Origin of the sequence: Sphingobium sp. CCH11-B1 (genome assembly GCF_001556865.1) — a bacterium.
In the GTDB taxonomy this organism is placed as follows: Bacteria; Pseudomonadota; Alphaproteobacteria; order Sphingomonadales; family Sphingomonadaceae; genus Sphingobium.
This window is the reverse complement of record NZ_LSJY01000187.1, coordinates 1-23,626: the sequence shown is the minus strand read 5'-3', so window position 1 is coordinate 23,626 and position 23,626 is coordinate 1. Positions and strand designations below refer to the sequence as shown.

The window sequence follows — 23,626 nt, the reverse complement described above, 5'->3', positions numbered from 1 at the left end:
GAGATGGCTCGTTCCGTCTGGAAAGGTCCGTTCGTGGACCTCAGCCTTCTGAAGAAGGCGGAAGTGGCGCAGGACGCCGGTGGCCGTTCGGGTCCGATCAAGACCTGGTCGCGCCGTTCCACCATCCTGCCGCAGTTCGTCGGCCTGACGTTCAACGTCTATAACGGCCGCAAGCATGTGCCGGTTTCGGTGAACGAGGATATGGTGGGTCACAAGCTGGGCGAATTCGCCCCGACCCGCTACTTCCCCGGCCACGCGGCCGACAAGAAGGGCAAGCGCTAATGAGCAAGGAAAAGGCTCCCCGTCGCGTCGCCGACAATGAAGCGCTCGCCGTCGGCACGCAGATCCGCGGTTCGGCCCAGAAGCTGAACCTGGTCGCCACGCTCATCCGCGGTCGCAAGGTCGAGGACGCGCTGAACATCCTCGCCTTCTCGAAGAAGGCGATGGCGGTCGATGTGCGCAAGGTGCTGGCTTCGGCCATCGCCAATGCGGAAAACAACCACAATCTGGACGTCGACGCACTGGTCGTTGCGGAAGCATCGGTGGGCAAGAGCTTCACCATGAAGCGCTTCCACGCCCGCGGCCGCGGCAAGTCGACCCGGATCCTCAAGCCCTTCAGCCGCGTGCGCATTGTCGTGCGTGAAGCTGGCGAAGACGCGGAGGCGTAAGAATATGGGTCACAAGAGCAACCCCATCGGTCTGCGCCTGCAGATCAACCGCACCTGGGACAGCCGCTGGTTCGCGGAAGGCCAGGACTATGGCCGGCTTCTGCTGGAGGATCTCAAGATCCGCCAGTATATCATGAAGAACCTGCCGCAGGCCGCGATCTCGAAGGTCGTGATCGAACGCCCGGCCAAGCTGTGCCGCGTGTCGATCTACGCCGCCCGCCCCGGTGTCATCATCGGCAAGAAGGGCGCGGACATCGAAAAGCTGCGCAAGAAGCTGGGCAGCCTGACCTCTTCGGACGTCAGCCTGAACATCGTCGAAATCCGCAAGCCGGAAATCGACTCCAAGCTCGTGGCTCAGGGCATCGCCGACCAGCTGGAACGCCGCGTTGCATTCCGCCGCGCCATGAAGCGCGCGGTGCAGTCGGCCCTGCGTCTGGGCGCCGAAGGCATCAAGATCACCTGCGGCGGCCGTCTGGGCGGCGCGGAGATCGCGCGCGTCGAATGGTATCGTGAAGGCCGCGTTCCGCTGCACACGCTGCGTGCGAACGTCGACTACGCCGAAGCCGAAGCCCACACCGCCTATGGCGTGTGCGGCATCAAGGTCTGGATCTTCAAGGGCGAAATCCTTGGTCACGATCCGATGGCCACCGACCGGCTGATGCTGGAGGCTCAGACCTCCGGCGTGCGCCCGGCGCGCTGAGATAAGAAGGTACAAGCGTCATGCTGCAACCGAAGAAAATGAAGTTCCGCAAGGCCTTCAAGGGCAAGATCAAGGGCGACGCCAAGGGCGGTTCGGCCTTGAACTTCGGCTCTTATGGCCTGAAGGCCCTGGAACCCGAGCGCGTCACCGCCCGCCAGATCGAGGCGGCCCGCCGCGCCATCACGCGTCACATCCGCCGTCAGGGCCGGTTGTGGATCCGGGTGTTCCCCGACGTGCCGGTTTCCAAGAAGCCTGCCGAAGTCCGTCAGGGCAAGGGCAAGGGTTCGGTCGAATATTGGGCGGCCCGCGTGAAGCCCGGCCGCATCCTGTTCGAACTGGACGGCGTGCCCGGTCCGCTCGCAGCAGAGGCCTTCTCGCGCGCCGCGATGAAGCTGCCCATCAAGACGAAGGTCGTTGCCCGCCTCGGCGACACCTCGCACCTGGAGGGTTAAGCCGTGGCGAACGTCGCAGACCTCAAGACCAAGACGGACGACGAACTGTCGACCGAACTCAACAACCTGAAGCGCGAGCAGTTCAACCTGCGTTTCCAGGCGGCCACCAACCAGCTGGAAAAGCCCAGCCGGGTGCGTGAAGTTCGCCGGTCGATCGCGCAGATCAAGACCCTTCAGTCCGAGCGTTCGCGCTCGGCTGCGAAGTAAGAAGGAAATCACACGATGCCCAAGCGCGTGCTGACGGGAACGGTGGTTTCCGACAAGACCGACAAGACGGTGGTGGTTCGCGTGGAGCGCAAGGTTAAGCATGCGCTCTACGGCAAGATCATCCGCCTGTCGAAAAAGTATCACGCCCATGACGAGGGCAATGTCTACAAGGAAGGCGAGACGGTCCGCATCGAGGAAACCGCCCCGATTTCCAAGCTCAAGACCTGGAAGGTCATCGAGCGCGTGGACACGCACAAGTCGCCGGAAGTCTCCCACTAAGGGCAAGCCTTTCGGTCTTGTGACCAGTCACTGATCCTGCGGGATCGAAAAAGTTCGGACGCGGGCTGGCCTTTTCCCTTCGGAGAAGGTACAGGCCCGCGCTTCGCGCATTTCGATTCACCGGGTCGAGCGCATGAAATTCGGAACCGCCGGGAATTGTCCCGGTAGGCCAAATGAGAAGGAACCGGATCTATGATCCAGATGCAATCCAATCTTGACGTCGCTGACAACAGCGGCGCCAAGCGCGTCCAGTGCATCAAGGTGCTGGGCGGGTCGAAGCGCCGCTTCGCCGGCGTGGGCGACATTATCGTCGTCTCGATCAAGGAAGCCGCGCCCCGCGGCAAGGTGAAGAAGGGTGACGTGCATCGCGCCGTCATCGTCCGCACCGCCAAGGACATCCGCCGTCCCGACGGTTCGGTGATCCGCTTCGACGGCAACGCCGCCGTGCTGATCAACAAGAACCAGGAGCCGATCGGCACCCGTATCTTTGGCCCGGTGGTTCGTGAGCTGCGCGCAAAGCAGCACATGAAGATCATCAGCCTTGCTCCCGAGGTGCTGTAATGAGCGCTGCCAAGATCAAGAAGGGCGACAAGGTCGTCGTCCTGGCCGGCAAGGACAAGGGCCGTACCGGTTCCGTCCTTCAGGTGATGCCCAAGGATGACAAGGTGCTCGTCGAGGGCATCAACATCCATGCGCGCCACCGCAAGCCCGATCAGTCGAACCCGCAGGGTGGCATCGACCGCAAGCCGGCGCCGCTCCACATTTCGAACGTGGCCGTGGCCGACAAGGACGGCAAGCCGACCCGCGTCCGTTTCGAGGATCGCGACGGCAAGAAGGTCCGCGTCGCCGTCAAGTCCGGTGAGGTGCTGTAATGGCCGACAAATATATCCCGCGCTCCAAGGCGCTCTATGACGCCGAAATCGCCAAGGCGATGACCGAGAAGTTCGGTTACAAGAACGTCATGGAAGTCCCCAGGATCGAAAAGATCACGCTCAACATGGGCGTGGGCGAAGCGACCCAGGACAAGAAGAAGGTGACCTCGGCCGCCGAGGAAATGGAACTGATCGCCGGCCAGAAGCCGGTCATCACCAAGGCCCGCAAGTCGATCGCACAGTTCAAGCTGCGCGAAGGCATGCCGATCGGCGCCAAGGTGACGCTGCGCCGCGAGCGCATGTACGAGTTCCTGGATCGCCTGATCAACATCGCGCTCCCCCGCGTGCGCGACTTCCGTGGTCTCAACCCGAAGAGCTTCGATGGCCGTGGCAACTATGCCTTCGGCATCAAGGAGCAGATCATCTTCCCCGAGATCAACTATGACCGCATCGACAAGGTGCGCGGCATGGACATCATCGTGACCACCACGGCGAAGACGGACGATGAAGCGCGCGAACTGCTGCGCCTCTTCGGCTTCCCCTTCCCGATCGAAGAGAAGCAGGCGGCCTGAAGAGGCCCCGCTTCTCTCCCAAACGCTAAGCTAAGGAAGAGAACTTAAGTCATGGCGAAACTGAGTTCGATCAACAAGAACGAGCGCCGCAAGAAGCTGGTGAAGAAATATGCCGGCCGCTATGCGAAGCTCAAGGCGATCGCGAATGATACCGCGGCCGACGACAGCGATCGTCTGATCGCGCGTCTGAAGATGGCGGAGATCCCCCGCAACGGCAACCCGACCCGCATTCGGAACCGCTGCGAGCTGACCGGGCGTCCCCGCGCTTATTACCGCAAATTCCGTCTCTGCCGCGTGCAGCTGCGTGATCTGGCCAACAAGGGCCTGATCCCCGGCGTCACCAAGTCGAGCTGGTAAGGATCATTTGAGATGGCATTGACCGATCCCCTGGGTGATATGCTCACCCGCATCCGCAACGGGCAGCAGGCGAAGAAGGACAGTGTGGTTTCCCCCGCGTCCAAGCTGCGCGCCCGCGTGCTCGACGTGCTCCAGCGCGAAGGCTATATCCGCGGCTATTCCGAGGAAGCCCTCGGCAAGCATGCCGGCCTTCGCATCGAGCTGAAATATTTCGAGGGCCAGCCGGCGATCAAGCATGTCGCCCGCGTGTCGAAGCCCGGCCGCCGCGTCTATTCGGGTTCCAAGGAACTTCCGGTGATCCGCAACGGCCTTGGCATTACCATTGTCTCGACGCCCAAGGGCGTTCTGTCGGACGCCGAAGCGCGCGAGCAGAATGTCGGTGGCGAAGTGCTGGCGGAGGTGTTCTGATGAGCCGCACCGGTAAGAAGCCGGTCACCGTGCCTTCGGGCGTGACCGCATCCATCGCTGACGGGCAGCTGTCGGTGAAGGGGCCCAAGGGCACCCTCGCCATGCCGCTGGCCGATGAAGTGACCTACAGCGTCGAAGACGGCAAGATCGCCGTGCAGCCTGCCAACGACACGAAGCGCGCCCGCGCTTTCTGGGGCATGCAGCGCACGCTGATCCAGAACCTGATCACCGGCGTGACCGAGGGCTTCTCGAAGAAGCTGCTCATCACCGGTGTCGGCTACCGCGCCAACGCCCAGGGCAAGACCCTGAAGCTGCAGCTCGGCTATTCGCACGATGTCGACTTCGCGGTTCCGGAAGGCATCGAGATCAAGACCCCGGACAACACCACGGTGGAAATCACGGGCATCGACAAGCAGAAGGTCGGCCAGGTCGCCGCCGAAATCCGTCGCTGGCGCAAGCCCGAACCCTATAAGGGCAAGGGCATCAAGTATGACGGCGAGTTCATCTTCCGCAAGGAAGGGAAGAAGAAGTAAGATGGCAAAGCTTTCCCTCTTCGCGCGGCGTCGTCGCCGCGTCCGCACCGCGCTCAAGGCGGTCGCCGGCCACAAGCCGCGCCTCAGCGTCCACCGTTCGGGCCGTCACATCTACGCCCAGGTCATTGACGACGTCGCCGGTACCACCGTCGCCGCCGCCTCGACCCTGGACAAGGATGTGCGCGGCAAGACCGGCGCCACCGCCGATGCCGCTGCCGATGTCGGCAAGCGGGTCGCCGCCGCGGCGACCGCCGCCGGCGTCACCAAGGTCGTGTTCGACCGCGGTGGCTTCCTGTTCCATGGCCGCGTCAAGGCGCTGGCCGATGCCGCCCGCGAAGGCGGGCTGGAGTTCTGATTATGGCTGACGAAAACGAAATCCAGGCGCAGGCGGGCGCTCCCGCTGCCGTCGAAGGCGGCGAACAGCCGACGGAAAACCGTGGTCCCGGCCGTGGTCGTGGCAATCGCGGCGGCGGTGACCGCAATCGTGGCGAGCGCGGTGGCCGTGGCCGTCGCGACGATCGCCGCGGCGGCAACCGTGACGAGGAGCAGGGCGAGGAGCTGATCGAAAAGCTGGTCCACATCAACCGTGTCTCGAAGACGGTGAAGGGCGGCAAGCGCTTCGGTTTCGCGGCTCTGGTCGTCGTGGGCGACGGCAAGGGTCGTGCCGGCTTCGGCCATGGCAAGGCGCGCGAAGTGCCCGAAGCGATCAGCAAGGCGACCGCTTCGGCCAAGAAGGCCATGGTCCGCGTTCCGCTGAAGGAAGGCCGCACCCTGCACCATGACGGCAAGGGCCATTTCGGCGCTGGCAAGGTCACGGTGCGTTCGGCCCCGGCCGGTACCGGCATCATCGCTGGCGGTCCGATGCGCGCCGTGTTCGAAAGCCTCGGCGTCGCGGACGTCGTGACCAAGTCGAACGGCACGTCGAACCCCTACAACATGATCCGTGCGACTTTCGAGGCGCTGGGCGAACAGACCAGCCCCAAGTCGGTGGCGCAGCGCCGTGGCAAGAAGGTCGCCGACCTTCTGCGTCGCGGTGGCGCCTCGGCCGAAGTCGCGCAGGCCGACGCCGAAGCGATTGCGGAGTAAGACGACATGGCGAAGATCAAGATCAAGCAGATCGGTTCGCCGATCCGCCGCCCCGCAGACCAGAAGAAGATTCTGATCGGCCTGGGCCTTGGCAAGATGCACCGCGTGGTGGAGCTGGAAGACACGGCGGAAGTCCGCGGTGCCATCAAGAAGCTGCCCCACATGGTGGAAGTGGTCGACTGACGACCGTCATCCCAGCGCAAGCTGGGATCTCAGGCCGCTGGGCGCATCCCCTCACGGGATATGCCTGGCCCCACGAGGCCCCGGCATGCGCTGGGGCTCCGGCCCGATCCCGGTGGATCGGGCCTTAGCGCGAACATAGCGAAAGCGAGTGCACGACATGAAGCTCAACGAACTCAACGATAATGCCGGTGCCCGCAAGGGCCGGATGCGCGTCGGCCGTGGTATCGGCTCGGGCAAGGGCAAGACCGCCGGTCGCGGCCAGAAGGGTGCGAAGGCGCGTTCGGGCGTCAGCATCAACGGCTTCGAAGGCGGCCAGATGCCGCTCCACATGCGTCTGCCTAAGCGCGGCTTCAACAACATCTTCGCCAAGGATTACGCGATCGTGAACCTGGGCGCGGTGCAGAAGGCGATCGACGCCGGCAAGCTGGACGCCAACGCCACCATCGACCATGCAGCGCTCAAGGCCGCAGCCCTCGCCCGTGGTGGCAAGGACGGCGTGCGCCTGCTCGGCAAGGGCGAGCTGACCGCCAAGATCAACCTGCTGGTCGCCGGCGCGTCGAAGGGCGCGATCGAGGCGGTGGAAAAGTCCGGCGGCAAGGTCGAGGTGATCGAAGTCGTCTCCGCCGCCGAAAAGGCGAAGGCAAAGAAGGGCAGCACGCTCGCTGCCAAGAAGGCCGCCAAGCAGGGCTGATCCGCCTCGCCGAACGCTTGTAACATCGACCCCGCTGCCCGATATAGGTCGGCGGGGTCATGTGCGTTAAGGGGGTGTCGTTTGTCGCTTATGTGACAACTCCCGTTCGACATGGCCAATTCGTCCCGCTAAGGGGATGAGCGATTCCGACCGGAGCCCCGGCTTCCGGCAGAGTGATTTGAAGGGCAGCCACCATGGCATCGAGAGCCGACCAGCTCGCATCCAATCTCAGCCTGGCGAAGTTCAGCCAGGCGACCGACCTCAAGAAGCGCCTGTGGTTCACGCTGGGTGCGCTGATCGTCTTCCGGTTCCTGAGCTTCGTGCCGCTGCCCGGCGTCGATCCGACGGCCCTGTCGCAGCTCTACAGCCAGACCAACGGCGGCATCCTCGACATCTTCAACACCTTCTCGGGCGGTTCGCTGTCGCGCATGAGCCTCATCGCGCTCGGCGTCATGCCCTATATCACCGCGTCGATCGTGGTGCAGCTGGCCGCCAGCCTCTCGCCGCAACTCGCGGCGATCAAGAAGGAAGGCGAAAGCGGCCGCAAGAAGCTCAATCAATATACCCGTTACGGCACCGTGGGCCTGACCGCGGTGCAGGGATATTTCATCGCCGTCGGGCTTGAAGGCTTCGGCGCGCAGCAGGGGCTCCAGGCGGTGGTCGATCCCGGCCTGCTGTTCCGCCTGACGGCGGTCATCTCGCTGATCGGCGGCACGATGTTCCTGATGTGGCTGGGCGAGCAGATCACCTCGCGCGGTATCGGCAACGGCACCTCGCTCATCATCATGGCGGGCATCGTGGCGCAGCTGCCCGTGACGCTCAGCAACCTCTTCAAATCGGGCAGCGAAGGGTCGATCTCGGGTCTGCTGATCTTCGTGATCGTCGCCGCGCTCGCGGGCCTGGTGCTGCTGATCTGCTTCATGGAACGCGCCCAGCGCCGCGTGCTCATCCAATATCCCAAGCGCCAGACGCGCCAGGGGCTGATGCAGGCGGACCGCAGCCATCTGCCGCTCAAGGTGAACACCGCCGGCGTCATCCCGCCGATCTTCGCCAGCTCGCTGCTGCTGATGCCGCTCACCATTTCGCAATTTGCGGGCAACACCGTGGCCGGCGAAAGCAAATGGGGCGATTTCGTCCTGACGCTGAACCAGTATCTGGCCCATGGCACGCCGCTCTACATGGCGCTCTACGGCCTTGGCATCGTGTTCTTCTGCTTCTTCTACACCGCCGTGGTGTTCAACCCGGAAGAGACGGCCGACAACCTCAAGCGCAATGGCGGCTTCATCCCCGGCATCCGCCCGGGCAAGAACACCGAAAATTATCTGGATTATGTGCTGACGCGCATCACCGTCATCGGTGCGGCCTATCTGGCCTTCATCTGCCTGGTGCCGGAATTCGCGATCGCGCGGGCGGGCATACCATTCTACCTTGGTGGGACTAGCCTGCTGATCGTGGTCAATGTAACGGTCGATACCGTGACCCAGATCCAAAGCCATTTGCTTGCCCATCAATATGGCGATCTGATCAAGAAGGCGAAGCTGAAAGGGCGGCTGCGCTAGGCAGCGTCCTTTTACATAGCGCACGAACAGGGGAGTATGCGCGCGATGAACATCATTCTGCTTGGTCCTCCGGGCGCCGGCAAGGGGACGCAGGCGACACGTCTGGTGGAAAGCCGGGCCATGGCGCAGCTGTCGACGGGCGACATGCTGCGCGCCGCTGTCAAGGCGGGAACGCCGATCGGCCTCAAGGCCAAGGCAGTGATGGAAGCGGGTGAACTTGTCTCGGACGAGATCGTGTCCGGCATCATCGGTGAGGCGCTGGATGCGTTGTCGCCGGAAACGGGCGTCATCTTCGACGGTTATCCCCGGACGCAGGCGCAAGCCCATTCGCTCGACACGATCCTGTCGACGCGCAACCGCTCGCTGGACCATGTGATCGAACTGGACGTCGACGAGGACGCGCTGGTGGAACGCATCACTGGCCGCTTCACCTGCGCCACCTGCGGCGCGGGCTATCATGACAGCTTCCACAAGCCCAAGGTGGAAGGCGAGTGCGACAAGTGCCACGGCCATGAATTCAAGCGCCGGCCCGACGACAATGAGGAAACGGTGCGCACCCGCATGGCCGAATATCGCGCCAAGACCGCGCCGATCCTTCCGATCTACGAAGCACGCGGTATCGTGGCGCGGGTCGACGGCATGGCCGACATGGACGAGGTGACGGCAGACATCGCCGCCATCTTGGACGGCACACCGGCCTGAGCTATCTTCCTCCCTCACGAATGTGAGGAGGGGGCATATGCGCATCATGGCAATCCTGGCAGGGGTCGGAGCGGCGATGGCCGTCCCGGCCCCTGCGGCCGTTACGAGCAGTAGCGAGTGGGGCTTCGCGACCGAAAGCCAGGTGGAAATCGCGGCGGGGGCGGACGCCGTCTATGCCTTGCTGGCGCAGCCCGGTCGCTGGTGGGAGGACAGCCACACCTATAGCGGTGATTCGGCCAACATGACGATCGCCCTTCATGCAGGTGGCTGCTTCTGCGAGGCGCTGCCGGCAAAGACGGGGCCTGCCGGAACCGTCGAACATGCGCGTGTCGTCCAGGCCATGCCGGGGCAGCGGCTGCGCCTGTCCGGCGCGCTGGGTCCGCTCCAGGGCGAGGGGGCGACCGGCACGCTTGATGTAGCCATCGCTCCGTCGGGCAAAGGCGTCAAGGTCGTGATGACCTATGTCGTGGGCGGCTATATTCGCGGCGGTCCGGCGGCCATCGCGCCTGCCGTCGATCAGGTGCTGAAGGCCCAGTTGGCGGGCCTCAAGCGCGCTGCGGAAACGCCGGCGGACTGAGACGCGCCATATCGGCACAGAAAATGTTCCGCAGGCCCCGGATTAACCACGATCTTGGGGGCTTCATTGCTGTGTTGTTGCTATGACGTTTCCCATGGACGCGCTTCGTCATCGTCATGGCCGCCTGTCGGAACTGGACGCGTTGCGCGGCCTTGGCGCGCTGTGCGTGCTGATCTTCCACTATTCCACCCGCTTCCACGAACTGTTCCCTCAGGCCGCCCATGTGCCTTTCAGCTTCCCCGGCGGCAATTACCGGGTGCTGCTCTTCTTTACCATTTCCGGCTTTGCGATCTTCTTCACGCTCGATCGCATCCACACCGTGGGCGACTTCGTCGTCAACCGCTTCGCCCGGCTCTATCCTGCCTATCTGACGGCGATGGTGCTGACGCTGGGCGTCGAATATCTCGCCCACGCGACCCGCCTGCTGATCGGCCCGGCAGCGATCCTCGCCAACGTCACTATGTTGCAGGGGTTCGCCTTCATGCCCGAAGTGGACGGCGCCTATTGGACGCTGACGGTAGAGATCGCCTTCTATTTCTGCATGATCGGGCTCTGGAAGTTCGTTGGGCTGCGCCGCCTGGAACCGGCGCTTGCGGGCTGGCTGGCGCTGCGCTGGCTCTGGTGGCTATGGCCCGACATGCCCGAGCGGCTCATCATGCTGCTGGTGCTGCGCTACGCGCCCTTCTTCATCCTGGGGATGCTCGCCTACCGCCTCTGGTCGGGCCAGCGCACAGCATGGCAGCAGGCACCCTATGCCGCGCTTGCGCTTCTGTCGCTGGCGACGATGGAAACATGGGACGTGGCGCTGATGGGCGTCGTGCTGCTCGTCACCTTCCTCGCGCTGATCCGGGGACGGCTGCGCTTTCTGGCGTTTCGCCCGCTGCTCTGGCTGGGCGGGATCAGCTATTCCTTTTACCTGATCCACCAGCATGTCGGATTTGTCGTGATGCTGGAACTGGCGCAGGCGGGCTACAGCCCCTGGATCGGATTCGCCGCCGCCTTCCTTGTCGCGCTGTCATTGGGGTTTGCGATCAACCGGCTCGTCGAGCGTCCGGCGGCGGAGGCGATCCTGGGCTGGTGGAAGCGCCGTCGCCATGCGCGCCTTCAGGTCGCGCGGGCCCTGCCTACCGGGGGCTGAAGGATTGGGAGGCGCTGCCAGCCGGCCACGCCCCCCAAGCTCTTCCTTATTTCGCGACGGGTGCCGCAGCGGCGGCATTGTCGGGCAGGCCGCCCATCTGCGTCACCATCTTGGTATAGGCGTCCAGATAAGCGAGCACGATCACCTGGCCGATGTCGGTATTCTGGTAGCCGCCGCCGCCGACCGCGGCGAGGCCGCCCATCCAGCCCAGCCCGCCGCCGCCGCCGAAGCTGAGGTCGGACTTGCGGAAATAGCCCTCGGCCATCACTTCTTCCTCGGTGGTGCGCGCGTTCACCACCGACAACATGACATTGGCCTCGCTCTTCTTGATGGAGATGCCGCCCGCCAGCGCGCCAAGCGTGCGCCCGCCCAGGAAGCCGCCGACCAGGCCGCCGATGGAATTGCCGCCGCTATTCCGGTTGGTGGTGACGATGTCGGGCTGGATGAAATAGTCCGCCGCCTTCACCTGTCCCTTGCCCAGGTTCGACCCCGCCTGCAATTCGCCGGAATCGGCCATCGCGCGTTCCATGTTGCGGCTCGCCATGGATCGGCCGCGGTTGACGATGCCAAAGCAGCCGGACTGCTGCACGAACAGCTTGATGATCGCTTCCGGGCTGCCCAGGTTGAATTCGCGCCACCACTGATTGTCGGGTTCGACGATCGCGACCGTGCCCAGCCGCTTGGTGCAATGGGGGATTTCCATCTGTTTCTTGACTTGCGCCTGCCGGCCCGACGATCCTTTCTCGGCGGCCAGTACAGGCGACGTCGCCGTCGCGAAGCAGACCGCTGCCGCGGCCAGCATCTTCAATCCACGCATGATAAAAACCCCCATTTCCTTGTCTAGAAGGATGATTTGACGCGTCCCTTGTTATGAGGCCGGCCTACCATAAAGCGGCTTGGCTTCCAAGCGGCGCGCCGGCCCGCGCCGCGCGAGGGCGCAGGCGTGCGATCCTGCTGACAGCGCGCGGAATCGCTGCTATCGGCGCGCGATGACCGACCTCAGCCATATCCGCAACTTTTCCATCATCGCGCATATCGACCATGGCAAATCCACCCTGGCGGACCGCCTGATCCAGCGCACCGGCGGCCTTTCCGACCGGGAGATGAGCGCGCAGGTGCTCGATAACATGGATATCGAGAAAGAACGGGGCATCACGATCAAGGCCCAGACCGTGCGTCTCGACTATGTCGCGAAAAATGGCGAGACCTACGAGCTCAACCTCATGGACACGCCCGGCCATGTCGACTTCGCCTATGAAGTGTCGCGCAGCCTGGCGGCCTGCGAGGGCGCGCTGCTGGTCGTGGACGCGGCGCAGGGGGTGGAGGCGCAGACGCTCGCCAACGTCTATCAGTCGATCGAGCATGACCATGAGATCGTGCCCGTGCTCAACAAGATCGACCTGCCCGCCGCCGAACCGGAAAAGGTCCGCGCCGAAATCGAGGAGGTGATCGGCCTCGACGCGTCGGAAGCGGTGCTGGCGTCGGCCAAGTCGGGCATCGGCATCGACGAGGTGCTGGAAGCCATCGTCGCCAAGATTCCCCCGCCCAAGGGCGACCGCGACGCCCCGCTGGAGGCGATGCTGGTCGATTCATGGTACGACCCCTATCTCGGCGTCGTCATTCTGGTGCGCGTGGTGAACGGCGTCATCAGGAAGGGTCAGAACATCAAGTTCATGATCGGCGGTACCGAGCATCTGATCGACCGCGTCGGCTGCATGCGCCCGAAGATCGAGGCATTGCCGGAGCTTGGCCCGGGCGAAATCGGCTTCATCACCGCGCAGATCAAGGATATCAGCCAGACCCGCGTCGGCGACACCATCACCACGGTCAAGAACCCGGCCGCCGCGCCGCTGCCCGGCTTCAAGGAAGTGCAGCCGGTGGTCTTTTGCGGCCTCTTCCCGGTCGACGCCAATGATTTCGAGAAGCTGCGCGATTCGATCAGCAAGCTGCGCCTGAACGACGCCAGCTTCTCCTTCGAGATGGAAACCAGCGCCGCGCTTGGCTTCGGCTTCCGCTGCGGGTTCCTCGGCCTCCTCCATCTGGAGATCATCCAGGAGCGCCTGACCCGCGAATATGATCTCGACCTCATCACCACCGCGCCGTCGGTCGTCTATGACATGCACATGAAGGACGGGACGGTGAAGCATCTGCACAACCCGGCCGACATGCCCGATCCCAACCATATCGAGATGATCGAGGAGCCTTGGATCGAGGCGGTGATCTACTGCCCCGACGAATATCTCGGCTCGATCCTGAAGCTCTGCCAGGACCGGCGCGGCATCCAGAAGAACCTCACCTATGTCGGCGGCCGCGCGCAGGTGACCTATGAGTTGCCGCTCAACGAAGTGGTGTTCGACTTCTACGACCGGCTGAAGTCGATCTCGCGCGGCTATGCGAGCTTCGACTATCACCAGATCGGCACCCGTGAAGGCGACCTCGTCAAGATGAGCATCCTCGTCAACAACGAGCCGGTGGACGCGCTCAGCATGATCGTCCACCGCTCCGCCGCCGAAGCGCGCGGCCGCCACATGTGCGAGCGGCTGAAAGACTTGATCCCCCGCCACCTGTTCAAGATTCCGATCCAGGCGGCGATCGGCGGCAAGGTGATCGCGCGCGAGACGATCGCGGCGATGCGCAAGGACGTCACGGCGAAATGCTATGGCGGCGACATCACCCGCAAGAAGAAGCTGCTGGAGAAGCAGAAGGAAGGCAAGAAGCGGATGCGCGAATATGGCTCGGTCCAGATTCCGCAGGAAGCCTTCATCGCCGCGCTCCGCATGGGCGACGAAAGCTGATCCACCGGCGGCTTGACGGCCCTGGCCGCGCATGATGATGTCGGCATGACAACCTGAGGAGGCGGTTCTGAGCGACACCTGGCTGTATGACGAACATCCCGCGATGTTCCGGGCGCATCCTTTCCTCTTCCTGCTGTTGCTCGTGTCGGTGGTCGGCATCCTTGCCATCGGGGTATGGTGGGTGATGCACAAGGGGGAGCGGCTTGCCCTGTCCGACCGGGAAGTGCTGCTTGAACGGGGCCTGCTCGCCAAGCAGCGGACGGAAATAGCGCTTGGCTCCATCCGGTCCGTGCGCATCACCCAGACGCTGGGACAGCGTCTGTTTGGCGTTGGCCATGTGGAACTCTTCAGCGCGGGCGACATTGCCGAAATCGCCATCAAGAACATGCCCCGTCCCGACCGTATCCGGGCCATCGCGGCGTCCCGCAATCTCGACCTGCTGCCGCAACGCTGACCTGTCGGCAACGGGCGAACGCCTCACTGCGACACACTATTTCCATCAGCCCCTTGACTTTGGTTCATATATTCCAACGATAGCCGCAGCGGGCACCGGCAGAGGCCCGATCCAGGAGGACGCCAGAACAGGATCACCCGGTCGCAACGGTGCGGGCGGGGGCGAAAAGGGGTGTCGCCATGGTGGGCTTGCGAGTGATGCCGTCCGTGCCGGACTTGACGGCTGAGCAGCGCGCGGAGGTGCGTCACGCCTGCGGTTTCGCCTGCGTGCGCTGCGGCGTCACCATCTACCGCTATCTGCGCCTGCCCGACGGGCCGGGCGCGACGCTGCTGTGCCCCACCTGCCATGGCCTGGTCGAAGAAGGGCGGCTGACATCGACGCAGGTGCACAGCTTCCATGCCAATCCCGTCGTGCGGCAGCGGCATTTCGCGCGGGATCGCCTGCCTTTCTCGGCGGAGCTGCCGCAATTGATCGTGGGCGGATCGCGCATGTTGCGCGATACGCCGATACCCATCGCCCTCAATGGGGAGCCGATCCTGATCTTCTCGCCGCCACGCCGCTCCAACGGCGCCACGCGCATCAGCGTGCGGCTGGGCGCGCCGGACGGGGAGCCGATGCAGATCGTCGATGGCAATGAATGGATGCCGATGGACGGCGGCTGGCATTTCCTGCTGCGCGGCGACCGCTATTCGATGATGGCGGCGCGCGGAGACGGCCTGTGCGTCCTGCGCATCGTGGCGCGCAACCGGATCGCGGTGGAACATCTGCGCACCACCATTCGCGGGCGTCGGCTGGAAGTGACGCCCGATTGGCTGGAAATCGACGGCAAACGCTATGTCGATCGCATCGGCAGCGGCACGTTGGTGGGGCTGGAGCTTTAACGCTTCAGCTTGATCTCGAACAATTTGGGCCAGTTCTTGCCGGTGATGAAGATACGGTCCTTCGCCGCGTCATAGGCGATGCCGTTCACCACCGCTTCCGTATCGTCGACGCCCGCCGCCTTGCGCAGCGCGGCGACGTCGATCCAGTCCTTGACCGCGCCGGTGGCCGGATCGATCCGGGCGATCTTCGTGTCGTACCAGATATTGGCCCACACCTCACCCTTCACATATTCCAGCTCATTGAGCCGCTCTACCGGTCGCCCGTTCCAGGTGACGGTGACGCGCCGTTGTTCGGCCAGGCTTTCCGGGTCCAGGAAGCGCAGCTGCGCGGTCCCGTCGCTCATGATGATATGGCGGCCGTCCTGGGTCAGTGCCCAGCCTTCGCCTTCGTAGCGGAAGCTGGACAATGGCCTGAAATCGGCGAGCGACCAGACGAAGCCCTGCCGGTGCCGCCAGGTCAGGCTCACCAGCCGGTCCTTCCAGTTTACGATCCCCTCGCCGAAATAGCGGCTGTCCAGCACGCGCCGCTGCACGACCTTGCCGGTCTTGAGCGTCACCTTGCGGATGTCGGACTGTCCCTCCAGCCCGGTGCTCTCATAGAGCATGCCATCGAGGTAGAAGAGCCCTTCGGTAAAGGCGGCCGGATCGTGCGGATAGGTCGCGACCAATGTCCACGGCGTGTCGGCGCGCGCGGGGGATGACAGGAGCAGCGCGCCCGCCAGGGCGACGATCAGGCGCTTCATTCGGCGGCCTGCGCTGCAATCGCCGTTGCCAGCCAGCCCGGCAGCGCCGCCGGGTCCAGCGTCTCCACCCGCCGCAGTTCGATCGACAGGCCCATGTCGGCCAGCACAGCCCGCTGCCTTTTCTCGTCGGCCTGGTCCAGCGGCACCGCCACCAGCCGCCGGCTCACCTTGTTGCGATAGTGCATCCGCGCCGTATTCTCCTGCCCGACATAGCAGCCCTTGTCATAATCCACGCCGTTCAGTTCCTCGGCATTGGCCTCCAGCCACAGGACCGCGTCCTGGCCCAGTTCCGCCACGCCCTCGAACACGCCCAACGACAGGCGATGCGCGCGGAACGCGGCGGCACCGCCGGCCCCGTCCCGCTCGTCGCCGCCCGCCGCAGCGAGCCAGCGATGGCCGAGCGCCGGCAGGCGCGGGTCGAGCGGCTGCCCCTCTGCCTCCAGCGCCCAGTGCGCCGCCAGCGCCTCTTCCCGCGCGATCGTCACCTTGCGGCGCAGGCGATAGAGCGTCAGCCGCTTCGCCAGCCTATCGGCCTGATCTTGCTCGCAATCGATCAGCACGTCGTTGCCATCCGCCCACAGGATGAAATCGAACAGCGCCTTGCCCTGCGGCGTCAGCAGCCCGGTCCAGCGGGGCTGGCCTTCCGCCAGCGTCAGGACGTCGCGGGTCAGCAGTCCCTGGAGAAAAGGGCGGGCCTCTTCGCCCGAGATTCTGAGGAGAGCGCGGTCGGTGAGGGTGGTGCCGGTCATCGCCTTTAGGTAGGACGGCGACACGACTTAGCCAAGCCATTCGCGCAGTGGCAGCCGACAGGAGTTCCTCATGCCCCAGACCCTCGACCTGATCCTCAAGAACGGCACCGTCCACACTCCGGGCGGCGCGGAACGCGTGGATGTGGGGGTGCGCGGCGGCCGGATCGCGGCGATCGGCACGGCGCTGGGCGCAGGCTCAGGTGGGGCGGGCGAGGTGATCGACTGCACCGGACTCGATATCCTGCCCGGCTGCATCGACAGCCAGGTCCATTTCCGCGAACCGGGGCTGGAGCATAAGGAAGACCTTGAATCGGGCAGCCGCGCCGCGGTGCTGGGCGGCATCACCGCCGTGTTCGAAATGCCCAACACCAATCCCAACACCGACACGGCCGAGCGCGTCCATGACAAGCTCGCCCGCGCGCATCATCGCATGTGGTGCGACCATGCCTTCTATGTCGGCGCGACGGCGGACAATGCCGAACAATTGAAGGAACTGGAACGCATCCCCGGCACGTCGGGCGTGAAGATCTTCATGGGCGCGTCGACCGGCAGCCTGCTGGTCGACGATGACGACGCCCTGTCGCGCGTGCTGGGGTCGGGCACGCGCCGCGTCGCCATTCATGCCGAGGACGAAGCGCGGATGAACGCGCGCAAGGATTTTCGCGTCGAAGGCGATCCTTCGTCCCACCCCATCTGGCGCGACGATGAAAGCGCGATGATCGCGACGAAACGGATCATCGCGCTGGCCCGCAAGGCGCGCCGCCGCATCCATATCCTGCATGTGACGACTCCGGCCGAACTGGAATATATCGGTCAGAACAAGGATATCGCCACCTGCGAGGTGACGCCCCAGCATCTGACGCTTGCCGGTGAGGATGCCTATCCGCGCCTTGGCACCTATGCGCAGATGAACCCGCCGATTCGGTCCGCGGCGCATCGCGACGGCCTGTGGTCATGGCTCAACAAGGGCGTGCCGGACGTGCTGGGCAGCGATCATGCCCCCCATACGATCGAGGAGAAGGCGAAGGCCTATCCCGCCAGTCCCAGCGGCATGCCCGGCGTCCAGACGCTCGTGCCGCTGCTCCTGAACCATGTCGCGGAGGGCCGGCTGTCGCTGCGCCGTTTCATCGAACTCACCTCATCGGGGCCGCAACGCGTGTTCGGCCTGGTGGGCAAGGGGCGGATCGCGATCGGCTATGACGCCGACTTCACCGTGGTCGACCTCAAGAAGCGATGGACTGTGGGCAAGGACTGGCTCGCCTCGCGCTGCGACTGGTCGCCGTTCGACGGGATGGACCTGACCGGCAAGGCGGTCGGCACCATCATCCGCGGCAACCGGGTGATGTGGGAAGATGCGCTCGCCAACGCCGCGATTGGCGAACCCGTCCGCTTCGAAGCGACCGAGTTCAACTAAACGACACGCCTCAGGCCGCCGCCACCCGGTTCCGCCGGGCGGTGGCGATGCCGTCGCTGGCGAAGAGGATGAGGCCGACCCAGATCAGGCCGAAGCTCAGCATCTGTCCCAGACCCAGCCTCTCGCCGAACAGCAGCACGCCGCACAGGAATTGCAGCGTGGGCGCCATATATTGCAGCAGGCCCAGCGTCGCGAGCGGCAGCCTCCGGGCCGCGACCGCGAACAGCACCAGCGGCACCGTCGTCACCGCGCCCGACAGGATCAGGAGCGTGGTGGTCGGCGCATCCTTGCCGAAGCCGACGCCGCCATGGCTCATTTCCCACAGCAGATAGGCGATGGCGAGAGGCGTCAGCAGCGCCGTCTCCACGCCCAGCCCCGTCATCGGCGCGACCGGGGTCAGCTTGCGCACCAGCCCGTAGAAGGAAAAGCTCAGCGCCAGGCTGAGGCTGATCCACAGTGTCGTCAGCGCCGCCGCAGCCAGGATCGCCACTCCCGCCGCCGCCACGCCGATGGCCAGCATCTGCATCGGCCGCAATCTTTCCTTCAGTACCACCATCCCCAGCAGGACGACGATCAGCGGATTGAGGAAATAGCCCAGGCTCGCCGCCACCACATGGCCCTGGTTGACGGCCCAGACGTAGGTCAGCCAGTTGATGCCGATCAGCAGCGCCGATGCGGCCAGCGGCACGACCAGCTTGCGGTCGCGCATCGCTGCCGCAAAGGCCGGCAGGTCGCGCCGCGCCATCAGGACGAACAGGATCAGCACCAGCGACCACAGGATGCGCTGCGTCACGATCTCGGTCGGGTCGACATGGTGCAGCAGCCGGAAGAAGAGCGGCAGCAGCCCCCACAGGCCATAGGCCGCCGCCCCCGCGATCAACCCCTCGCGCGCCCGGCCTTGATCCTGCGTCAGAATATGCCTCCACCCAGGAACAGCCGCAACGCGCCGAAGGCGGCGACGATCAGGCAGAAATTCTGCCCCCCTTTCTTCGACGACATCAGCCCCACGAACGCGCCGAACAGCGCCATGGGCACCAGGATCCAGTTGAGCGCCCCCAGCAGCGGAAAGACCGCGGGGATCATGAGGATCAGCGTGACGAGGCCGATGAAGCCGGAAAGGATGTTGAGCATCCCCTGTAAATGACCTTCATTCCGTGCCAGGACAAGACAGGGAAGGAGGCCAGCCCGGAAAAGCTGGCCTGCCCGCCAAAAACAGGGGCGATTCACCAAATATCCTAACGCAATATTAACTTTCCCTCTTCATCGCTCGTTTACGAAGGAGTGAAGAATGGCCTCTCTGTCGTCTGTTGCCGCCACTATTGGCACATTGTCGCTGGCTTTCGCGCTCGCGGCCTGTGGCAAGGGCGAAAAGGAAGCCAATCTCGCCACGCTGGATGCGCAGCTCACCAACAATGCCGTCGATCCGGCGGTCAAGGGGGCGCTGGGCGATCCGATCGTCGTCGATCCGCAACTGGTCGGCCAGTCCAACCGCAACGCCGTGCGCTCCACGCCGCGCCCGGCGGACGGCGCGTTGCCGGTCCTTCCGGCCGATGCGGCAAAGGCGCAGGCGGACGCCGTGCGCCGCGCGGGCGGCAAGCTGCTGACCGCACCCGCCGCCACGGCCGGCGCGGCGCTCGATTCCACCGTCACGCTGGGCGCGGTGGCGCGGGGCAGCGGCAATGCGGGCTGCGCCAGGAAGCTGGTCTATGGCCCGGAATGGGCGCAACGCCTGCCCGAAGCCTTCGGGCTCTACCCCGGTGCGCAGCTGACCGAAGCGGCGGGCGCGGATCGCGACGGCTGCACCCTGCGCGCGGCCAGTTTCGTCACCGCCGCGCCGAAACAGGGCGTGATGGACTTTTACTACACGCTGGCTCGCCGCGCGGGCTATGACGGCGAGCATAAGGTCATGGGCGGCGATCATGTCCTGGGCGGCAATCGCGCCGCTGACGGCGCGGCCTATTTCATCCTGCTGACCGACGCGCCGGGCGGCCGGACCAGCGTCGACATCATCGCCGACAAGGGCCGCTAGGGCCGCGCGCCGCGTACCGCTGCCCCAGGCGGCGGGAATGCGGCCTTTCCCCATCGGCGGATTCGCGATAGGGGCTGGCCCATGACCAATATGTTTCTCGTGATGGGCGGGGGCGCGGTGGGCGCGGCCCTGCGCTATCAGCTCGGGCGCTTCGCCGGCCAGATCGCGCCGGGCACGGCCTGGCCCTGGGGCACTTTCGCCGCCAATCTGATCGGCGGCTTCGCCATGGGCCTGCTCGTCGGCTGGCTGGCGCGCGGCGGGCAGGGCGCGGGCGAACCGATGCGCCTGCTGCTGGGCGTTGGCGTGCTTGGCGGCTTCACCACCTTTTCCGCCTTCAGCCTGGAAACCATGCTGATGCTTCAGCGCGGGCAATCGGGCCTCGCGCTCGCCTATGTCGTCGCGTCGGTTGTTGGCGCGGTCGGTGGCGTGGCGCTGGGCATGGCGCTGGTGCGGAGCGTCGTCGCATGAAGGGCCGTCCACCCGGCAAGGGCGCCGGCCCCCGCGGCGCAAAGCCGTCCGGTTCGCGCAAGCCGTCGGCGCCGCGCAAGGACGCGCCGCCGCGCAGGGACGGCAAGCCCGCCTTCAAGCCAAGGGCGCCCGCCGCCACCAAGTCTGCCGCGAAGCCCGCTCCGGCAAAGGCCGCCGCGCCCGTCAAGCCTGGTCCTGCCAAGTCCGGTCCCGCCAGGGGCGTCTCGCTCGATGTCCGCCAATTCCGCGTCGGCGCGGACGATGACGGCATCCGCCTCGACCGCTGGTTCCAGCGGCATCTGCCCGATGTCGGCTTCAACCTCGTCTCGCGCTGGTCCCGCACTGGCCAGCTGCGCGTCGACGGCGCGCGCGCCGCGCCCGGCGACCGCATTGCCGAGGGGCAGATGATCCGCGTGCCGCCCGCCGAACAGAAGCCGGAGGCTGCCGACAAGCCCAAGCGCGTCCGCGTCGTCGATCTGACGCCGGACGAGATCGCCTATGCGCAGGAGATGGTGATCCATCGCGACGGCCAGGCCATCGTCATCAACAAGCCGCCCGGCCTCGCCACGCAGGGCGGGACGAAGACCGACGCCCATGTCGACAAGCTGCTCGACGCGCTGCTCTACGATCTTGAAAGCCGCCCGAAGCTCGTCCACCGGCTTGACAAGGACACGTCCGGCGCGCTGCTGCTCGCCCGCACCAGCCGCGCAGCTGCCCATTTCGCCAAGGCCTTCTCCAGCCGGACCGCGCGGAAGGTCTATTGGGCGCTGGTCATGGGTGTGCCCAGCATCGAAGACGGCATGATCGAACTGCCTATCGCCAAGCAGCCAGGCACCGGCGGGGAAAAGATGCATGTCGATCAGGAGGAAGGACTGCCCGCCCGGTCGCGCTATCGCGTGATCGAGCGCGCGGGCAACCGTGCCGCCTGGGTGGAATTGCAACCCTATACCGGGCGGACCCACCAGTTGCGCGTCCATATGGCCGCGATCGGCCATCCGATCGTTGGCGACGGCAAATATGGCGGCAAGGAAGCGTTCCTCTCCGGCACGATCAGCCGCAAGATGCACCTCCACGCCCGCCGCATCCGGGTCGATCATCCCGATGGCGGCCGTGTGGACGTGACGGCCGAGCTTCCCGCCCACTTCGCCAACAGCCTTGCCGAACTCGGCTTCGACCTCAATCTCGGCGACATGCCGCTCGACGACGAGATCGACCGGACCCCCACGCGCGAGGATGAGAAGAAAGCGGCGCGCCAGCATGCCAAGCAGATCCGCAAGGGCCGCAAGGGCGAACGCCGCGCCCGGGGAGGCGCGCGCCGGGCATGACCAATCGCCTCGTCGTCTTCGATTGCGACGGCACGCTGGTGGACAGCCAGCACAGCATCTGCGCCGCCATGACCCGCGCCTTCGAAGATGTGAAGCTGGCCCCGCCCGAACGCCTTGCGATCCTTTCGGTCGTCGGCCTGTCTCTGCCCAACGCCATGGCGCAGTTGCTGCCCAACGCGGAAAGCGATTTCCACGATCATCTGGCCGATCGCTACAAGCGCGCCTTTCAGGGGCTGCGCCGCGACCAGGGCGTGCAGGAACCGCTCTATCCCGGCATGGCCGACCTGATCGTGGAGCTGGACGCGGCCGGCTGGCTGCTGGGCGTGGCCACCGGCAAGTCTGACCGGGGCCTCAACCTCTGCCTCACCCATCATGGCGTCATCGACCGGTTCGTCACGCTCCAGACGGCGGACCGTCACCCGTCCAAGCCGCATCCCTCCATGCTGCTGACGGCGATGGCGGAAACGGGCGCAGCGCCCGAAACCACCGTGATGATCGGCGACACCAGCTTCGACATGGACATGGGACACGCCGCCGGGGTCCGTGCCATCGGCGTCGGCTGGGGCTATCACCGGCCCGACATGCTGCTCGCGTCCGGGGCGCAGGCCGTCGCCATGGACAGCGCGCAGCTTCGCGCCCATATCGGCGCGCCATGACTGACCGGATTCCACCTGTCGACCCCGACAAGGTCGCGCGCCAGCGCCACTTCGCCATCTCGCTCTTCCGCCTGTCGGGGGCTTTCATCGTCATGTTCGGCTTCCTGGCGATCATGCAGCGCTTTTCCTGGGTGCAGGGGACGAAGGCCAAGGCGTTCGGCACGATCATGGTGCTGACCGGCCTGTTCCAGTTCGTCCTGGTGCCGCGCCTGCTGCTGGCGCTGTTCCGCAAGGGGCCGCCGCAATGAAGCGCTTCTACAAGGATGCCGCCCTTGTCCCGGCGGAGGATGGCTGGTCGATCGGTCCGCACGCCGGCGCGCGCGCTCCTGTCGCTGCCGACACCCCGCCTTGCCGAGGCGGTTGCGGACGAATGGCGCGGGCAGGGGGATGAGGTGAACCCTGCCTCCATGCCGATGACCGGCCTTGCCAACGCGGCGATCGATCATGTCGCGACCAACCTTGCGGATTTTGCCGCGGGGGTCGCCCGCTATGCGCAGTCCGACCTGCTCTGCTACCGCGCCGACGGCCCCGAAGCGCTGGTCGCGCGGCAGGCGGCGGCCTGGGATCCGCTGCTCGATTGGGCGCGTGGGCGCTACGATGTGGGCTTTACCGTCACGCAGGGGATCATCCCCGTGCCGCAGCCGGACGAGACGCTGGCCCGGCTGGGCACGGTGGTCGCGGCGCTCGATCCCTTCACCCTCACCGGCCTTTCGACGCTGGTGACGCTCAGCGGGTCGCTCGTTTGCGGCCTTGCCGTCGTGGAGGGCGGCCACGACCTCGATGCCGTCTGGCAGGCGGCGGAGATCGATGAGGCCTGGCAGCTGGAACAATGGGGCGAGGATGCGGAAGCCGCTGCCCGCAGCGCCCGTCGCCGCGCGGATTTCGCCGTCGCCGGAGCCTTCTGCGCGATGAGCCGCATCCGAAACGATTAGGAACCCGGTCGCGGGTTCGGGCATTATCGTGAGTGAAAAAGAGGGCGGAGGATTCGCCCCGCCCTTTTCTGTCTTTCACGAGGAGATACGACGTTGGCCCAGTTGCTGACCAAGGCCGTTCTGCCCGCGCTGCTGCTTCTGGGCGCTGTGGCTCCGGTCCACGCCCAGATCGCCGATATCGAACCGCCCCAGGCCC

The 23,626-nt window shown here is 65.3% G+C and carries 34 protein-coding genes and 1 pseudogene; 30 read left to right on the top strand and 5 right to left on the bottom strand.

Translation table 11 applies throughout. The features are described from left to right. The first annotated feature begins 3 nt into the window (after nucleotides 1-3). The 20 genes from rpsS to AX724_RS18960 all read left to right on the top strand — a co-directional run bounded on the left by rpsS (nucleotide 4) and on the right by AX724_RS18960 (nucleotide 10,984). Nucleotides 4-282, top strand: a complete 279-nt coding sequence (gene rpsS / locus AX724_RS19055; RefSeq protein ID WP_007686576.1) for a 30S ribosomal protein S19 — start codon at nucleotides 4-6, stop codon at nucleotides 280-282. After that, on the top strand, nucleotides 282-668 hold the full coding sequence (gene rplV / locus AX724_RS19050) for a 50S ribosomal protein L22 (RefSeq protein ID WP_066769635.1): 387 nt from the start codon (nucleotides 282-284) through the stop codon (nucleotides 666-668). The genes rpsS and rplV overlap by 1 nt, the downstream gene beginning before the upstream one ends. A 4-nt stretch (nucleotides 669-672) precedes the next feature. Beyond that, on the top strand, nucleotides 673-1,368 hold the full coding sequence (rpsC, locus tag AX724_RS19045; RefSeq protein WP_066769631.1) for a 30S ribosomal protein S3: 696 nt from the start codon (nucleotides 673-675) through the stop codon (nucleotides 1,366-1,368). A gap of 20 nt (nucleotides 1,369-1,388) precedes the next feature. Then, nucleotides 1,389-1,820: a 50S ribosomal protein L16 gene (rplP, locus tag AX724_RS19040; protein ID WP_066769627.1), complete on the top strand. Its 432-nt coding sequence runs from the start codon at nucleotides 1,389-1,391 to the stop codon at nucleotides 1,818-1,820. 3 nt (nucleotides 1,821-1,823) lie between these two features. Then, nucleotides 1,824-2,027: a 50S ribosomal protein L29 gene (gene rpmC, locus AX724_RS19035; RefSeq protein ID WP_013847759.1), complete on the top strand. Its 204-nt coding sequence runs from the start codon at nucleotides 1,824-1,826 to the stop codon at nucleotides 2,025-2,027. Nucleotides 2,028-2,042: 15 nt separating this feature from the next. Then, nucleotides 2,043-2,306 carry a 30S ribosomal protein S17 gene (gene rpsQ, locus AX724_RS19030; RefSeq protein ID WP_066700947.1) on the top strand — a complete coding sequence of 88 codons (264 nt, stop codon included), beginning with the start codon at nucleotides 2,043-2,045 and terminating at the stop codon, nucleotides 2,304-2,306. A 192-nt stretch (nucleotides 2,307-2,498) separates the two neighbouring features. Further along, a complete protein-coding gene (gene rplN / locus AX724_RS19025) occupies nucleotides 2,499-2,867 on the top strand; it encodes a 50S ribosomal protein L14 (protein WP_066769620.1) in 369 nt (122 codons plus the stop codon). Next, on the top strand, nucleotides 2,867-3,178 hold the full coding sequence (rplX, locus tag AX724_RS19020) for a 50S ribosomal protein L24 (RefSeq protein ID WP_066769617.1): 312 nt from the start codon (nucleotides 2,867-2,869) through the stop codon (nucleotides 3,176-3,178). The genes rplN and rplX overlap by 1 nt, the downstream gene beginning before the upstream one ends. Continuing rightward, nucleotides 3,178-3,750: a 50S ribosomal protein L5 gene (gene rplE, locus AX724_RS19015; protein WP_066769614.1), complete on the top strand. Its 573-nt coding sequence runs from the start codon at nucleotides 3,178-3,180 to the stop codon at nucleotides 3,748-3,750. The genes rplX and rplE overlap by 1 nt, the downstream gene beginning before the upstream one ends. Nucleotides 3,751-3,801: 51 nt before the next feature. Beyond that, nucleotides 3,802-4,107: a 30S ribosomal protein S14 gene (gene rpsN, locus AX724_RS19010; RefSeq protein WP_009820643.1), complete on the top strand. Its 306-nt coding sequence runs from the start codon at nucleotides 3,802-3,804 to the stop codon at nucleotides 4,105-4,107. Nucleotides 4,108-4,119: 12 nt separating this feature from the next. Then, nucleotides 4,120-4,515, top strand: coding sequence for a 30S ribosomal protein S8 (gene rpsH / locus AX724_RS19005; protein WP_066700943.1), 396 nt, complete (start codon nucleotides 4,120-4,122; stop codon nucleotides 4,513-4,515). Continuing rightward, nucleotides 4,515-5,048, top strand: coding sequence for a 50S ribosomal protein L6 (rplF, locus tag AX724_RS19000; protein ID WP_066769611.1), 534 nt, complete (start codon nucleotides 4,515-4,517; stop codon nucleotides 5,046-5,048). The genes rpsH and rplF overlap by 1 nt, the downstream gene beginning before the upstream one ends. A 1-nt stretch (nucleotide 5,049) precedes the next feature. Then, nucleotides 5,050-5,403, top strand: a complete 354-nt coding sequence (gene rplR / locus AX724_RS18995; RefSeq protein WP_066769608.1) for a 50S ribosomal protein L18 — start codon at nucleotides 5,050-5,052, stop codon at nucleotides 5,401-5,403. A gap of 2 nt (nucleotides 5,404-5,405) precedes the next feature. Beyond that, the gene (rpsE, locus tag AX724_RS18990; RefSeq protein WP_066769605.1) at nucleotides 5,406-6,134 is read left to right on the top strand and encodes a 30S ribosomal protein S5; all 729 of its coding nucleotides are present in this window, start codon (nucleotides 5,406-5,408) and stop codon (nucleotides 6,132-6,134) included. Nucleotides 6,135-6,140: 6 nt separating this feature from the next. Then, nucleotides 6,141-6,317 (top strand): 50S ribosomal protein L30, encoded by a 177-nt coding sequence (rpmD, locus tag AX724_RS18985; protein WP_066769602.1) that lies wholly within the window; start codon nucleotides 6,141-6,143, stop codon nucleotides 6,315-6,317. Nucleotides 6,318-6,474: 157 nt separating this feature from the next. Next, the gene (gene rplO, locus AX724_RS18980) at nucleotides 6,475-7,008 is read left to right on the top strand and encodes a 50S ribosomal protein L15 (RefSeq protein ID WP_066769595.1); all 534 of its coding nucleotides are present in this window, start codon (nucleotides 6,475-6,477) and stop codon (nucleotides 7,006-7,008) included. A gap of 194 nt (nucleotides 7,009-7,202) precedes the next feature. Then, entirely contained in the window at nucleotides 7,203-8,567 is a 1,365-nt protein-coding gene (gene secY / locus AX724_RS18975; RefSeq protein ID WP_066769593.1) for a preprotein translocase subunit SecY, read from the top strand. A 45-nt stretch (nucleotides 8,568-8,612) separates the two neighbouring features. Further along, the gene (locus tag AX724_RS18970) at nucleotides 8,613-9,269 is read left to right on the top strand and encodes an adenylate kinase (RefSeq protein WP_066769705.1); all 657 of its coding nucleotides are present in this window, start codon (nucleotides 8,613-8,615) and stop codon (nucleotides 9,267-9,269) included. Between the two features lie 37 nt (nucleotides 9,270-9,306). Continuing rightward, nucleotides 9,307-9,846, top strand: coding sequence for an SRPBCC family protein (locus AX724_RS18965; RefSeq protein ID WP_066769591.1), 540 nt, complete (start codon nucleotides 9,307-9,309; stop codon nucleotides 9,844-9,846). A gap of 94 nt (nucleotides 9,847-9,940) precedes the next feature. Beyond that, the gene (locus AX724_RS18960; RefSeq protein ID WP_066769702.1) at nucleotides 9,941-10,984 is read left to right on the top strand and encodes an acyltransferase family protein; all 1,044 of its coding nucleotides are present in this window, start codon (nucleotides 9,941-9,943) and stop codon (nucleotides 10,982-10,984) included. A gap of 46 nt (nucleotides 10,985-11,030) precedes the next feature. Here AX724_RS18960 and AX724_RS18955 read toward each other — a convergent pair whose 3' ends face one another. Then, a complete protein-coding gene (locus tag AX724_RS18955; protein ID WP_066769699.1) occupies nucleotides 11,031-11,801 on the bottom strand; it encodes a CsgG/HfaB family protein in 771 nt (256 codons plus the stop codon). A gap of 172 nt (nucleotides 11,802-11,973) precedes the next feature. On the opposite strand from AX724_RS18955, the gene lepA reads away from it, so the two are divergent. The 3 genes from lepA to AX724_RS18940 all read left to right on the top strand — a co-directional run bounded on the left by lepA (nucleotide 11,974) and on the right by AX724_RS18940 (nucleotide 15,114). Next, nucleotides 11,974-13,779 carry a translation elongation factor 4 gene (lepA, locus tag AX724_RS18950; RefSeq protein WP_066769696.1) on the top strand — a complete coding sequence of 602 codons (1,806 nt, stop codon included), beginning with the start codon at nucleotides 11,974-11,976 and terminating at the stop codon, nucleotides 13,777-13,779. 67 nt (nucleotides 13,780-13,846) lie between these two features. Further along, complete coding sequence (locus AX724_RS18945) at nucleotides 13,847-14,233, top strand: PH domain-containing protein (protein ID WP_066769589.1); 387 nt, start codon at nucleotides 13,847-13,849, stop codon at nucleotides 14,231-14,233. A gap of 179 nt (nucleotides 14,234-14,412) precedes the next feature. Further along, entirely contained in the window at nucleotides 14,413-15,114 is a 702-nt protein-coding gene (locus tag AX724_RS18940) for a hypothetical protein (protein WP_066769586.1), read from the top strand. On the opposite strand, the gene AX724_RS18935 is transcribed toward AX724_RS18940, so the two are convergent. Together AX724_RS18935 and ygfZ are read right to left on the bottom strand one after the other, a co-directional pair. Next, nucleotides 15,111-15,857 (bottom strand): glutaminyl-peptide cyclotransferase, encoded by a 747-nt coding sequence (locus tag AX724_RS18935; RefSeq protein WP_066769583.1) that lies wholly within the window; start codon nucleotides 15,855-15,857, stop codon nucleotides 15,111-15,113. The genes AX724_RS18940 and AX724_RS18935 overlap by 4 nt on opposite strands. Continuing rightward, nucleotides 15,854-16,606 carry a CAF17-like 4Fe-4S cluster assembly/insertion protein YgfZ gene (ygfZ, locus tag AX724_RS18930; protein WP_066769580.1) on the bottom strand — a complete coding sequence of 251 codons (753 nt, stop codon included), beginning with the start codon at nucleotides 16,604-16,606 and terminating at the stop codon, nucleotides 15,854-15,856. Before ygfZ ends, AX724_RS18935 begins: the two co-directional genes overlap by 4 nt. A 70-nt stretch (nucleotides 16,607-16,676) precedes the next feature. Here ygfZ and AX724_RS18925 point away from each other — a divergent pair, with 70 nt between their 5' ends. Continuing rightward, nucleotides 16,677-18,020: a dihydroorotase gene (locus AX724_RS18925; protein WP_066769577.1), complete on the top strand. Its 1,344-nt coding sequence runs from the start codon at nucleotides 16,677-16,679 to the stop codon at nucleotides 18,018-18,020. Nucleotides 18,021-18,030: 10 nt separating this feature from the next. Here the strand turns inward: AX724_RS18925 and rarD are convergent, their stop codons facing one another. Continuing rightward, nucleotides 18,031-18,900, bottom strand: coding sequence for an EamA family transporter RarD (gene rarD, locus AX724_RS18920; RefSeq protein WP_231736759.1), 870 nt, complete (start codon nucleotides 18,898-18,900; stop codon nucleotides 18,031-18,033). Nucleotides 18,901-18,929: 29 nt separating this feature from the next. Next, a complete protein-coding gene (locus tag AX724_RS18915) occupies nucleotides 18,930-19,151 on the bottom strand; it encodes a hypothetical protein (RefSeq protein WP_066769574.1) in 222 nt (73 codons plus the stop codon). A 157-nt stretch (nucleotides 19,152-19,308) separates the two neighbouring features. Between AX724_RS18915 and AX724_RS18910 the strand changes: the two genes are divergently transcribed. The 6 genes and pseudogenes from AX724_RS18910 (at nucleotide 19,309) to AX724_RS18885 (ending at nucleotide 23,430) form a co-directional block, all read left to right on the top strand. After that, complete coding sequence (locus AX724_RS18910; RefSeq protein WP_066769570.1) at nucleotides 19,309-20,049, top strand: hypothetical protein; 741 nt, start codon at nucleotides 19,309-19,311, stop codon at nucleotides 20,047-20,049. 81 nt (nucleotides 20,050-20,130) lie between these two features. Next, nucleotides 20,131-20,517, top strand: coding sequence for a fluoride efflux transporter CrcB (gene crcB / locus AX724_RS18905; RefSeq protein ID WP_066769567.1), 387 nt, complete (start codon nucleotides 20,131-20,133; stop codon nucleotides 20,515-20,517). Then, nucleotides 20,514-21,842, top strand: coding sequence for an RluA family pseudouridine synthase (locus AX724_RS18900; RefSeq protein ID WP_066769564.1), 1,329 nt, complete (start codon nucleotides 20,514-20,516; stop codon nucleotides 21,840-21,842). The genes crcB and AX724_RS18900 overlap by 4 nt, the downstream gene beginning before the upstream one ends. Continuing rightward, a complete protein-coding gene (locus AX724_RS18895) occupies nucleotides 21,839-22,498 on the top strand; it encodes an HAD-IA family hydrolase (protein WP_066769561.1) in 660 nt (219 codons plus the stop codon). The genes AX724_RS18900 and AX724_RS18895 overlap by 4 nt, the downstream gene beginning before the upstream one ends. Further along, complete coding sequence (locus AX724_RS18890; protein ID WP_066769553.1) at nucleotides 22,495-22,746, top strand: hypothetical protein; 252 nt, start codon at nucleotides 22,495-22,497, stop codon at nucleotides 22,744-22,746. Before AX724_RS18895 ends, AX724_RS18890 begins: the two co-directional genes overlap by 4 nt. After that, nucleotides 22,743-23,430 (top strand): annotated as a pseudogene (locus AX724_RS18885) (ATP12 family chaperone protein). Before AX724_RS18890 ends, AX724_RS18885 begins: the two are co-directional and overlap by 4 nt. Nucleotides 23,431-23,626 lie beyond the last annotated feature (196 nt).